This is a genomic window from Lentibacillus salicampi (genome assembly GCF_004565465.1).
GTDB lineage: Bacteria > Bacillota > Bacilli > Bacillales > Amphibacillaceae > Lentibacillus > Lentibacillus salicampi.
On record NZ_SRHY01000021.1, the window covers coordinates 25,212 to 38,431 of the forward strand.

Sequence of the window (13,220 nt, forward strand, 5' to 3'; positions counted from 1 at the left end):
AGACAGAAGAGGCAGGATAAACCTGCCTCTCTCATGTAAGGGTCAAAAAGGTACGATTTACGATCAAGGATTTTATCAGATGGTAGAAATTTAAGATAAGAGATAAAAAAAAGATTCGCTAGGAGAGGAGAAGGTGAAATGACGAAATGGATCAGACGGTTAAGTTACATGTTCGTGTTCGTTCTTTTCCTGACAATACCAATGTCAGCCTTTGCGGAAATACCTCTGTCCCAAAAGGACCAGAATTCTGCTGATCCCTTGAATGATGCGGATCGGCAGAAGGTTCAACAAACGATCGCACAAATGACCCCTGAAGAAAAAATCGGACAGCTTGTCATGCCATCAACGCATGACAACGATCAGAACATGCCGAATGAAGATACCAAAGAGCTAATTCAAGACTATAAGGCTGGATCTGTCATTATTTATGGAAATCGTGATGCCAGGACTACAGCTGAATACAATAATCAGCTTCAGGAATGGGCCGAGGAGACATCTATGGGTATCCCGTTATTTTCAACGGCTGACCTTGAATATGGTGTCAACCAGCATGTGACAGATGCCACCGCATTCCCCCGCCAAATGGGGATAGCCGCAACAAGGGATTTAGAGGCTGCCAAAGCTATGGCGAGCGTCGCGGCGGAGGAAATGAAAGCGACTGGCTTTAACTGGAACTATTCTCCACTTGCTGATGTGAACACCAATCCGAATAACCCAGTAATTGGTGTCAGGTCATTCGGCGAAAACACTGAGCTTGTTTCCGACATGACGGTTGCGCAAGTGGAAGGTTATCAGGAAAACGGCGTATTATCGACGCCAAAGCACTTTCCGGGTCATGGGGATACGAGTGGAGATTCACATCTCGATCTTCCTGCCGTCACCTATGACCGGGAAACACTTGAAGAGGTTCATCTTCCGCCATTCCAGGCAGCGATTGATGCCGGAGCAGAATCAATCATGACCTCGCATGTCATCATCGAAGCGATTGACCCGGAGCTTCCGGCCACATTGTCAGAAGACGTTCTGACCGGATTGCTTCGTGAAGATATGGGCTTTGATGGTCTGATTGTGACCGATGCCATGTCGATGCAAGCCATCAAAGACAATTGGGGTGCAGGGGAAGCAGCCGTGATGACCATTCAAGCGGGTGCTGATATTGTCATGGCTACCGGCTCATTGGATGAACAAAAGGAAACATTTGATACGCTGCTCGCAGCCTATGAATCTGGTGAACTGTCACAGGAGCGTGTTGACGAATCACTCAATCGCATTTTGGCAACAAAAGTGCGATACGGACTGTCTAATCATCGTTATGTTGAGCCGGAAGAAGCGACCAATGTCGTGAATACCGAATCCCATAAGGAACTGGCGGAAAGTATGGCACAGGACTCGGTGACACTCGTGAAAAATGACGATACACTCCCTTTTGATTCTGAATCCAATGAATCGACGTTGGTTGTTGGTCCAGAGATTTACAACCAAAGTTATTACATTGAAGATATCGCAAATGCTGTTCAGGCGAAAACGAACGGCGAAGTTGAACATTATGTAACACCTGAAGATCCTTCTGACAGCGACATTGCTGATGCTGTTCAGCAGGCTGAACAAGCAGACCGCATTATTGTGCCGACATTTTCAGCAAGTGAACTCCCTGAAGGACAAAGCCAATTGGTTAAAGCTCTTGGCGAAACGGAAAAACCGGTCGCGTCGGTTTCTTTAGGCCTTCCATATGACATTAAAGCATACCCTGATGTGGATGCACACATCGCGACGTATGCGATTGAACGATGGGGGTCAGCCGTGCCGGTCTCTTGGGAAGCTGCGGTTGATGTCATTTTTGGCGCAAATCCGGGTGGAAAGCTTCCAGTAACCATTGACGGCCACTATGAATTTGGCCATGGCAAAAATTACGAAGAAGAAGCGGACCCGCCAGAAAGCGCAGAAGATATCAAGGCGCTTGTTGAGCACTTAGAAGATGAAGGTGCATTTGCAGGCGAAATGGCACCGCGAGCGTTGAAACGCCACCTGGACGCTGTCAGCCATTATGAAGGACAGGAAATTGAGGAAAAGGTCATTAAGCACATGCAAGGCTTCAAAGCTTTGCTGGATCATCAGCAAACCAATGAGCTCATTTCTGCTGAGGCTCATAATCTGCTTCAATCACAGGCTGATACACTCATTGAAAAGTGGGAAGCATTTGCCTTCAATTCAGAGCAGGTGATGGCTGATATTGAGCATTTAAGTGTGGGCATTGGCCCGCGTCCTCCCGGCAGTGACGCCGAACAAGAAGCTTCTGAGTATATTAAAGGTGAGCTCGACAAGATGGGCTACAGTGCTGCCACACAAACATTTGACATCCCCGGCGGCGAACAGTCACAAAACGTGATGGCTGTCAAAGAAGCCGAGGGTGTTGAGAATCCTGAGATTGTATATGCTACCGCACATTACGACAGTGTGCCCGGTTCTCCTGGAGCGAATGATAATGGCTCAGGAACAGCTTCTCTTCTTGAATTGGCAAAAATCATGAAAGGTAAGCCTGCGAACAAAGAAATCCGTTTCGTTTTCTTTGGTGCAGAAGAGGCTGGTCTATTGGGTTCTCAATACTATGTCAGTCAGTTATCAGATGACGAGATTGATAGAAGCGCCGCCAATTTCAACTTGGACATGGTTGGAACGGCATGGGAGCCGGGTTCACAGCTCCATGTTACTACGGTTGATGGTGAATCGAATGCCGTATGGTCGTCTGTTGATTCAGCCGCCGAAAAGTTGGGGCTTGATGATGATCGGCTGACACTTCACCAATTGGGCAGATCTGACCACGTCTGGTTCCATCAAGAAGGTATCGACGCCGCATTGTTTATCTGGATGGAACCCGGAACCGAACCGGGTCAAGCAGGTATCGCACCATGGTATCATTCACCGGGAGACACCATTGACCGGGTAAGTCCTGAAAAAATTCAAATGGTTGGCGACCTGATTGATTCCGCTGTTTCAGATATGGCACTTGAGCAAGAGCAGCAGACAGAAGATATCGCCAGTTAATGTAAAACACGCAGCCGTTCTTATGGATTGGAATAACCGCAAGAGCGGCTGTTTCTTTACCGTAAAAATGACAGATTAATAGATTTTAATCTACAATGCGCAACCATACCCAACTTGAGAGAGAAAGGAGAAAACTCATGTACGCCATAAGAAAACAATTTCTGTATACAATATTATTTGCATTCATGCTCGCTGTCTCAGCTATGATGCCTGCAGCAGGAACCGTTCAGGCAGAAGAGACACCTTACAATCCGGTTCCATATGAAGATATTTACCCTATCCTTGAACAACATGAGGAACAAAGTGATCGTGTATCACTTGAGGTCATTGGCCAATCGGCGCTGGGACATGACCTGTACAGTGTTGTCATTTCCGAGCCGGGAGACGACCTTGAACAAATTAAAGCAATGCGTGAAGAGATGGAAGACAATCCGGTAGAGGCCAAAGAATTTATTGAAGACAATCCTGACTTTAAAGTGCCGTTTATGGTGAACGGCTCCATCCACGGGGATGAATATCCCGGTACGGATGCTGTATTGCAGCTGATTGACCGGTTTGCCTATGACACTGATGACACAACGGAGCAAATTCTCGATAACAATATACTGATTTTCAATGTTGTCAATAACCCTGATGGCCGTATTTTAGGAACAAGGGCAAACGGGGAAGGGTTTGATCTCAACCGGGACCACGTCACACTGGCACAACCGGAATCGGCTGTCAATGTTGATTTGATTACTGAATGGAATCCGATGGTTTTTCTTGATTTGCATGGTTTCGTGATGCGGTCGGAGGAACAACTTGGCCTGATCGAACCGACGACCGGACCGCACAACCCAAATTATGAACATAACCTGTATCTTGATTACGCCCTTGATCAGGCTGAAGCGATGGAAGAAGAAATCGTTTCAAATAGACAAGATTATGAAACTGAACTGTATCAAAATATGGAAGGTACGCATATTCCGTATCGTGACACCGAGGATGGCTGGGATGATTACCCGCCGATCTTCACACCAATGTATGCGATGTATCATGGTGCATATGGTCACACACTGGAAACACCGACAAACAGTATGGATGGTGTCAAGTGGCACTATGATTCCGTGATGGGCGCGCTGGAATTTGCATCGGACAACAAAATCGAGATGACCGAAAATCAGCTGGAAATCTTCAGGCGCGGAATCCAATTTGATCATCCCGAACATGAAGATGGATTTTTCCCGAAAGCATATGTGCTCCCAGTTGATGAAACAGATCCTACTGCAACCGAAAAGGCTGTTAACAATCTTCTCAGACATGATGTCGAAGTAGAAAAAGCAGAAGCGCCATTTACGGTTGGCGGCGAACAATATGATGAAGGGACATATTTTGTTCCAATGGATCAGCCCAAAGCCGGCTTAGCGAATACGCTGCTGTGGGACGGCAAGGATATCAGCGATCAGGCAAGTGCCATGTATGATATTTCAGCATGGAATTTGCCGGAGCTATGGGGATTTGCTGCCATCCCGGCTGATTCGTTTATTGAGGTCCAGGCCGAGGATGCCGAACCGCTCGATATAGAAGGCGAATTGACCGGAGAAGGCCCGTATGAAATAACGAACAGTTCGGTTGCTGCTGTGGCACTGGTTAACGAACTGATTCAGAACGATTTTTCAGTTTATAAAGGTGAAAACGGCCATTACTATGTGGAAAGCAGCAACGGAGATGTTTTGCAACAGGCTGTTGAAGAATCCGGCATTACTGTGAAAACTGCCCCAATACCTGAAGATGCAGCCGAGCTTGATCATGTCGATGTCGCTGTATTGAAAGATGGTGGTCAGCACGGCGTTAGGACAGCTCTTGAGCAGCTTGGGTTTGAGGTGGACGAGATCGAACCACAGGCGATTTCGGATAATGGTCTTAATAGTTACGATGTCCTGGTAGCAGACGGTCCCGGCATCGATGACAATGATGCATACAAACAAAACATCTATAAATTTATAGATGACGGCGGGAAATACATTGCGATTGGTGCGGGGGCATCCAACAGAGCGGCTGAGCTTGGGTTAACGGATGCCAGCATTAATACCGGCACACGGAACAGTAATGGCGTCGTCAATGTGAACTACAACGATACATCATTAGCTGCCGGATACGCTGAAAAGGATATCGGCTTTGTCTACAATCCTGTCTGGTATACGGATATCGAAAATGATAGAGTCGCAGCGTCTTTTGCCGACGAGGACTTTTTTAAAGCCGGTTTTTGGAAAAACGCTGATGTAGCACAGGGTCAGCCTGTCATCTTGAAAGGCATCCATCAAAATGTCACACTGCTGGGATTGGAAGCGGGATTTAGAGCCCACCCGAAATACTTGTACAGACTGCTTTCCAATGCGATTTATCCGGATGAGGAAACGATTCTGACGACTGCCGCCGGTATGAAAGAACGGGTTGAACGCTATGAAAATGACGGGGAGTTTGCGGATGCAAATGCCGCCCGCGCATTAAGTGTCCATTTGACAGCACTCAGCCATTATGCACAACAGGAAGCAGCGGAAAAAGTCATCAAACATACTGAAGGGTTTAAAAATTTGCTCACCCACCATCAGGAAAATAATTTGATTTCTGAAAAAGCATTTAACATTCTCACTAACGATGCAGATGCTTTGCTGGAAAAGTGGCAGTAGTTTTCCAAATTAATAGTGATTGCACCCAGAAATGCGAGTTCAAAACGGAGGATGAAAAGGACCGAGAATTTCGAGGCAGCGCAGCTTTGAGCAGCGGAATGTATGCATTTAGATACATGAGCGGCGGAAAAGCAAGCTAACGAAGAAATTCGATGTGTCATTTTCACCGGACTTTTTGAACAACCTCAAGAAAAGCCTGATTTGCGGCGGGACAACCGCCCGCTGCAAGGGCTTTTTTCTATAAAAAAGGAGGTTGATAGATTTCATGGCCGCAAGATATAAACAACACTACAGAAAGGGGAAATGAGCGTGAAACACAACAGATTTACATGGTTGTCGATTGTCATGTCGCTGCTGCTTCTGCTTCATGTCTTTATGCCGACCAGCTTAACTGCCAGCGCACAGGGCATAAAGGATGAGCAGACGGCAGAAGGCGATTATGGGATGGTTGTAACCGCACATCCATTGGCATCTGAAGTTGGGGCAGACGTGTTAAAAAATGGAGGCAATGCGATTGATGCGGCTGTCGCCATTCAGTTTGCCCTGAATGTCAATGAACCCATGATGTCCGGTATCGGCGGCGGTGGTTTTCTGATGTATTATGACGCCGATACGGAAGATGTGTCGGTCGTGAACAGCAGGGAGCGCGCCCCGGCTGGTGCTACACCTGATATGTTTCTGGAAGAAGACGGTGATCCCATGCCGTTTCAGGAACGGGTCCGCAGCGGAAAGTCTGTTGGTGTGCCGGGTACGCTGAAAGGGCTTGAAACCGCTCTTGATCAATGGGGAACAAAATCAATGGCGGAACTGCTGGAACCGTCCATCGAAATGGCTGAAGAAGGCGTCAAAGTGAATTGGGTACTTGCCAACGCCATAGCCAGCAATGAAGAAAAATTGTCCAATACAGCGGCAAAAGAGGTTTTCCTGCCTGATGGCGACCCGCTTGAAGAAGGCGAGCTGCTCGTCCAGGAAGATTTGGCTAAGACGTTCAGGCTGATTGCCGAAAAGGGTACGGATGCTTTCTACAATGGTGAAATCGGCGAAGCGCTTGCCGAAGAAGTTGGGAAGCGGGACAGCAGTATGACACCTGAAGACCTGAGCAATTATGATGTAACACATGAGGAACCGGTATGGGGCGATTACAAGGGATATGATATTGCATCGATGGCCCCGCCAAGTTCAGGCGGCCTGACCATGCTGCAAATGCTCGACATGTTTGAAGAGTTGGACCTGACACAATATGATGTTCAATCAGCTGAAAAATACCACCATATGGCTGAAGTAATGCATCTGGCCTATGCAGACAGGGGCGCTTATATGGGCGATCCGGAATTTGTGGATGTTCCTGCTGAAGGACTGCTCCACCCGGACTATATTGAAGAAAGGGTTGGATTAATTAATCCTGAGCAGGCAAATGACAACGTTCAGCCTGGGAACCCGTGGGACTACCAGGAAGGCGAGCCTTCTGAAATAAGTGAAAAAGTTAACGACAAAACAGACGGTGAAACAACGCATTTTACCGTTGCAGACAGTGAAGGCAATCTTGTGTCATACACCACAACAATTGAACAAGTATTTGGATCAGGGATCATGGTGCCGGGCTATGGCGTTATGCTGAACAATGAACTCACGGACTTTGATGCTGTTCCCGGCGGCGCCAACCAAGTTGAGCCGAACAAACGGCCATTAAGCAGCATGACCCCGACAATTGTTTTACAGGAAGGCAAACCGTTTATGACAGTCGGCTCCCCGGGCGGCACAACCATTATCACGTCCGTATTGCAAACCATTGTCAATGTGATCGGATACGATATGGAACTTAAGGATGCCATTGAAGAACCAAGGATCTATAGTAACGACTATCCAGGTATCCGCTGGGAGTCCGGCATCCCTTCAGATGTACGGGCACAGCTGGAAGCAATGGGGCATGAATGGGAGTCATCACCTGGCGAAATCGGCAACGTCAACAGTTTAATGATTAATTCAGAAAGCGGAACGTATTTTGGCGCCGCTGATTCAACCAGAGAAGGCAAAGCAATCGGTATTTCAGCCGATGATTTGCCGCCGGATGAATCAACAGTTGGGTATCTGCAATATCTTGTCGATGAGTTGGCTAATGACGGTGAATTTAATGATAAAAGTGCGGCGCGGCAAGCTGACATTCACTTGGAGGCGCTTGTTCATTATGAAAGTACAGGAGCCGTGGACAAAGCGGTGAAGCATTTGAATGGGTTTAAGACCTTGCTTGATTATCAGTGGGATAGTGGTTTGATTTCAGAGGAGGCTTATGACGAGTTGATAGCAGCATCCGATAATCTACTGGATGAATGGGAGTAGATTTTGAGGTTGAGTAGAATTCAAGGAATAAGGAGGCTATTATGGATAAAAATTTATGGCAAAAGGTCCTGCCTTTTGCGGCGACTTTATTGATGTTGTTGACCATAAGCCCGCTTACTGGCTTGGCAAGTCAAGATGGGGAGAGTGCGGATGATAGTTTTATGTCCTATGAGGAACTGGTTGAAAATCTATACCAAATTGAGGCAGAAAGTTCAGGCAAAGTGGAAGTCAGCGTCATAGGACAATCGCGCCAGGAACGTGAAGTTTATGCCGCCCGTGTCGGGACGGGAGATGAAGTGCTGCTGATTAATGGAAACATACACGGAAACGAGAAAAGTGGCCCTGAGGCTTTAATGCAGATGCTAAGGACTTTGGGTACTAGTGACAGTTCTTTAGTCCAAGAAGTGCGGGAAGGTGTTACGATAGTTGCGGTTCCGCGTCTTAACGTTGACGGTGCCGAGATAACTCAACGGCAAAACATCTTCCCATGGGATGACGTCATGGCTGCTTACCCAAATCTCGAAGGCTCTGAACCCGCCTGGTACTATAGTGAACGAAACGGTGGCTTTGACATCAACCGGGACTTCAATCCTGATTTAAGTTACGAACCAGTTCTGGAAGACCTGCCCGGAACAGGTGCTGATCCAGGGTTTTTCTTGACAAATGAATCACGCATGCTCAGGGAATTGTACCTGGATTTAAGGGCTGAGTTTGGTAAGGTTGAAGCATTTGTAGATCTTCACCACATGGGAACCCCTGAACTCAATGAAACTGGTGAGGATGTTACTGTAGCGATAGACTACCCTCCGTTAGGACCGGAAGACAGCTCGAAGTATGATGAATGGTCGGAATTGGATCAAGACGCGTCCCGGCGTTATGCATTGGCTGCTGCGCTTGGCGTAAAAGAATTCTCGGATAATGAAGAACCTGGTGTAGCCCGCTATTTACATCCGGAAGAGCGTGATTTGCCTGGTCAGGCGAGATCTTCTTTTGCTTTAAATGGAACCGCAACTGTCTTGTTTGAAATGCCTGGACAGCAACCGGAATATGGTTATGATCAGGAATTGATAGACCGTGTGGAGAACGGACTCTGGGGTATCGTTACCCGTATGGCGAATAACTCTATTGATAACCTTAACGGCAATGATTTCTTGAAACTGCCTAAGTATTGGACTTCAAATGTATCGGATATGGAAACGCTAGTTGAGCGTTTTGCAACAGAAGGTGAATTTGAGGGTGACAAAGCTGTTCATTCCTTAACAATGCATTTGAACGCGATAAGTCATTATGCGCAAGAAAAAGAAGCTGACAAAGTGGTGAAGCATACGCACAGTTTTAAATCGCTGCTCGATCATCAGAAAGAAGAAGAATTGATTTCGGAAAAGGCGTATGACAGACTTACAGATGATGCTGACTATTTAATTGGAAAGTGGCAGGCGTATTAAGAAAAAAGCTCAAAAACAGTCCCGTTTTGTAGAGGCGGGGCTGTTTTTTTGAACTCGTGCGAGGATCGCCGCAACTCGTGCGGCAGAGCCCCAAACTCGTGCGGGAATCGCCGCAACTCGTGCGGCAGAGCCCCAAACTCGTGCGAGAATCATCCCAACTCGTGCAACAACCTCCAAAACTTGTGTAAGAACAACGCAATCTCGTGCAGCTCCATTGCAGCAGTATCTTCGCAGATAAAAATGATAAGAGTTTTATGATCGTAAATTGTCAAAATTAATATTAACATTGACAACCAAAAGTCACATCTGTTACATTACAATCAATGAAATCGTTTTAAAGAAGTTACAGGAACAAGGGGATTATTTATGGACATACTGGAGAAACTCAGACAGAAACTGATTGTGTCATGCCAGGCGTTGGAGGATGAGCCGCTTCACAGTCCTTTTATCATGTCGAAAATGGCTTTGGCCGCGAAACAGGGTGGTGCATCCGGGATCCGTGCCAATACCGTACAGGACATCCGAGCGATAAAACAAGAAGTGGCTCTCCCCATTATTGGGATTATCAAAAAGGATTTCGCCAATAGCGGTGTTTTCATAACGCCGACGATTCATGAAGTTGAGGAACTTTATCGCGAAGGTGTGGATATTATCGCGTTTGATGCCACTGGGCAGGAGAGGCCCGATGGGAAAAGCTTCAGGGAGTTCTTTTCCGACATTAAGGATAAATATCCGGATCAGCTGTTTATGGCGGATATTTCCACATTGGAGGAAGCAATCGGTGCTGAAAAGGCGGGTGTCGATATCGTCGCTTCAACGCTGGCAGGATACACACCTTATTCAAAAGATACGGTACCGATGAATTTGTTGGCGGAACTTATGGAGTACTTATCAGTCCCGGTGATTGCAGAGGGTAATTTCGATTCGCCGGATAAAGTGAATAAGGCCTTACAGCTGGGAGCTCATACCGTCGTTGTTGGAAGTGCCATCACACGTCCGCAAATCATTACGGAGAAGTTCAGCCAGGCTGTATGGGATTTTAATAACAATTCAACAAAGAGAGAAAGGTGATAGAATGAAAGGTTTATATACAGCATTAATGTGTTCGTTTGATGAAAGTGGCAATATAAATGAAAAAGGTCTGCGGGAGATTGTCAGGCAGAATATTGATGTCCAGCAAGTTGATGGCTTGTACGTAAACGGCAGTACCGGGGAGAATTTCCTCATTTCCAAAGAACAGAAGAAGCAGATTTTTGATATTGTCAAAAATGAGGCAGGGGATGATGTGAAGCTTATCGCTCAAGTGGGGGCTTTGAATCTGGATGAGGCTGTGGAACTGGCAAAATATGCAACCGAATTGGGTTATAATGCCATTTCTGCTGTGACACCGTTTTACTATAAGTTTGACTTTGATGAAATAAAAGACTACTACAATACGATTCTGGATAGCGTTGATAATAACTTAATCATCTACTCCATTCCAGCGCTCACAGGCGTCAACATGAACTTGGAGCAATTTGGAGAACTCTTTAAAAACGACAAAGTGATTGGTGTGAAATTCACAGCACTCGATTTCTTTTTGCTGGAACGAATCAGGCATGCATACCCGGATAAGTTAATTTATTCCGGTTTTGATGAAATGCTACTATCGGCAAGTGTGTTAAATGTTGACGGTGCAATTGGCAGCACCTTTAATGTCAACGGCCAAAGAGCGAGACAAATCTTTGAGCTTGCTCAGAAAGGTCAGATTGATGAAGCACGTGATGTACAAAAAGCGACAAATGATCTGATTGCTGAGATTCTGGACAATGGCCTTTATCCAACAATCAAGGAGATATTGAAGCATCAAGGCATTGATGCAGGCTACTGCCGGAAACCAATGAAATCACTTAACTCAGAGGGTGTCAAAAAAGCCAAAGAGATTGCCGAAAAACATTTGAAATTTTAACATCCACAGGCAGCAGTCCCTTATAGCTTTCAATAAACGGGACGAGCTGCCTGCATAACTCTTCAATATATATTCAGTGAGAAAGTTATTTACCGAATATTATTTCACTATTTTATAAAATGATTGTTCGTAATCAATATATAATATAATTTGACAATTGGATTTCGTGGCGTTACCTTTTATCTAAACATTGAAAACGCTTAAGACTTTTAATAAATGGGGGGAGAAGCATATGACAGGCAGTTTTGCGATGATTGATTATATTATTCTGATTGGCTATTTATTGTTTATACTCTATATCGGCATGGCCGTTGCTAAAAAGGGTATGAAAGGAAAAGAGTTTTTTAAGGGTGATGGAAAAATCCCATGGTGGGTGACATCCGTTAGCTTGTTTGCGACGATGTTAAGTCCAATTTCGTTCCTATCACTTGCCGGAAACTCTTATTCGGATTCATGGCAATTATGGGTAGCTCAATTGGGACTCTTTATTTCTGTTCCGGTGGCCATCATCTTTTTCCTGCCGGTTTACCGAAATTTGAACCTGGACACAGCATATGAGTACTTGGAACGACGGTTTGATAAAAAGATGCGACTGTTGGCCAGCATTCTGTTTATCATTTATCAAATAGGCAGAATGTCGATTATTATGTATCTGCCATCGATCGCTCTTTCCGCAGTGACGGGAATTAATGCCGTATTCATCATTTTGTTCATGGGTGTTATCGCAACGATTTATTCTTCTGTCGGTGGTATTAAATCTGTACTTTGGACCGATTTTATTCAAGGTGTTGTATTGATTGGAGGCGGTATATTCGCTCTAATCGTTCTCATCTTTTCAATTGAAGGCGGCGTGCCTGAGGTATTCAATACAGGTATCGAACATAATAAATTTTTCAGTGAGGAAGTATTTTTCGATCCAAACCTTGTGAATGACAGTTTGTTCATTATCTTTTTAGGTGCCGGATTGTCGACTGCATTCTCTTATATATCCAGCCAGGATATGGTACAGCGTTATTTAACGACGACTGACTTAAAACAGATGAATAAAATGACGATTGGAAACGGGGTACTCTCACTTGGTACAGCGACGTTGTTCTTCTTTATTGGAACGGCCCTATACGTCTTTTACACCCAACAAATGGGCAGTGATATCCCAAGTGGTAATTCAGACTTGATTTTTGCGAACTTTATTGTCAGTGAGCTTCCTGCCGGGATATCCGGTTTATTGATTGCCGGCTTGTTTGCAGCTGGACAATCAACACTGTCAACTGGTCTGAATAGTGTGGCAACAAGCTGGACACTCGATATCCAAAAAATTATAAAACCTGATTTAACGGATGAAAGCAGTACACGGATTGCAAAATTTGTATCAACACTCGTCGGTATATTCTCGATTATTTTTGCGATTGTTCTTGCTTATTCCGAAGTCAGCTCTGCTTATGAATGGTTCAATGGACTGATGGGGCTTGTTCTTGGTATTGTCGGTGGTACATTTACCCTGGGTGTGATGACGCGAAAAGCCAATTCTAAAGGTGCTATGATTGGTTTTATGATGACGTCAATTATTGCCATCTATGTGTCTTATTTTACGGACATTTCACTGTGGGCATACTCCATCATCAATTTGGTAAATTCGCTCGTATTCGGTTATGTATTCAGTCTGTTGTTTAGCAGCAGAAGCAAAGCAGAAGACCAGAGCCGTGAATTGACTTTCTATGATCAAAAATCAAGTTATGCCGATGATAATTATGACGCGCAATAAGCTTATTAGGTGGGATT

7 protein-coding genes are annotated in these 13,220 nt (G+C 45.4%); all 7 read left to right on the plus strand.

Annotated features, from left to right (window positions below):
• Positions 1-138 precede the first annotated feature (138 nt).
• Positions 139-3,042, plus strand: coding sequence for a M20/M25/M40 family metallo-hydrolase (locus E4U82_RS12105; RefSeq protein ID WP_135110446.1), 2,904 nt, complete (start codon positions 139-141; stop codon positions 3,040-3,042).
• Positions 3,043-3,179: 137 nt separating this feature from the next.
• On the plus strand, positions 3,180-5,711 hold the full coding sequence (locus tag E4U82_RS12110; protein WP_135110447.1) for an FIMAH domain-containing protein: 2,532 nt from the start codon (positions 3,180-3,182) through the stop codon (positions 5,709-5,711).
• A 375-nt stretch (positions 5,712-6,086) separates the two neighbouring features.
• The gene (gene ggt, locus E4U82_RS12115) at positions 6,087-8,048 is read left to right on the plus strand and encodes a gamma-glutamyltransferase (protein WP_425339525.1); all 1,962 of its coding nucleotides are present in this window, start codon (positions 6,087-6,089) and stop codon (positions 8,046-8,048) included.
• Between the two features lie 41 nt (positions 8,049-8,089).
• The gene (locus tag E4U82_RS12120) at positions 8,090-9,493 is read left to right on the plus strand and encodes an FIMAH domain-containing protein (RefSeq protein WP_135110449.1); all 1,404 of its coding nucleotides are present in this window, start codon (positions 8,090-8,092) and stop codon (positions 9,491-9,493) included.
• A 366-nt stretch (positions 9,494-9,859) separates the two neighbouring features.
• Complete coding sequence (locus E4U82_RS12125; RefSeq protein WP_135110450.1) at positions 9,860-10,564, plus strand: N-acetylmannosamine-6-phosphate 2-epimerase; 705 nt, start codon at positions 9,860-9,862, stop codon at positions 10,562-10,564.
• A gap of 4 nt (positions 10,565-10,568) precedes the next feature.
• Positions 10,569-11,441, plus strand: coding sequence for an N-acetylneuraminate lyase (locus E4U82_RS12130; RefSeq protein WP_135110451.1), 873 nt, complete (start codon positions 10,569-10,571; stop codon positions 11,439-11,441).
• A gap of 232 nt (positions 11,442-11,673) precedes the next feature.
• Positions 11,674-13,203: a sodium:solute symporter family protein gene (locus E4U82_RS12135; RefSeq protein ID WP_135110452.1), complete on the plus strand. Its 1,530-nt coding sequence runs from the start codon at positions 11,674-11,676 to the stop codon at positions 13,201-13,203.
• Positions 13,204-13,220: the final 17 nt, after the last annotated feature.